Genomic DNA, 280 nt, shown 5'->3' with positions numbered 1-280 from the left:
CCGCAAAGTTAAAGTGTCCTGTTTCTGCAAAGTAGAAATGTCACTCTCTCCCCGGTTTTGATGACGGCGGAGATTGCAGATGGGATTGATTGCGATGAGCGAGCGTGATCTGCAGCGGATCGAGATTTTGTCGAAGGTGATTGACGGCCGGATGACCATGGTGTCGGCGGCGCATGTGCTTGATCTGAGCACCCGCCAGGTCCGTCGGCTTCTGCAACGGATGTGCACGGACGGCGCGGCGTCGATCCGGCACAAGGCGATTGGCCGACCGTCGAACAAC

At 57.5% G+C, this 280-nt stretch carries 1 protein-coding gene; it reads left to right on the top strand.

Features of this window, described 5'->3' with window-relative positions; all coding sequences use genetic code 11:
- Positions 1-79: 79 nt before the first annotated feature.
- Positions 80-280 (top strand): helix-turn-helix domain-containing protein (locus IB248_RS31195; protein ID WP_192242264.1); only part of this gene is annotated, 201 nt, incomplete at its 3' end.

The organism is Rhizobium sp. RHZ01, from assembly GCF_014851595.1.
In the GTDB taxonomy this organism is placed as follows: Bacteria; Pseudomonadota; Alphaproteobacteria; order Rhizobiales; family Rhizobiaceae; genus Rhizobium; species Rhizobium altiplani.
The sequence above is the reverse complement of the archived record's forward strand: the minus strand, read 5'-3'. Positions and strand labels throughout refer to the sequence as shown.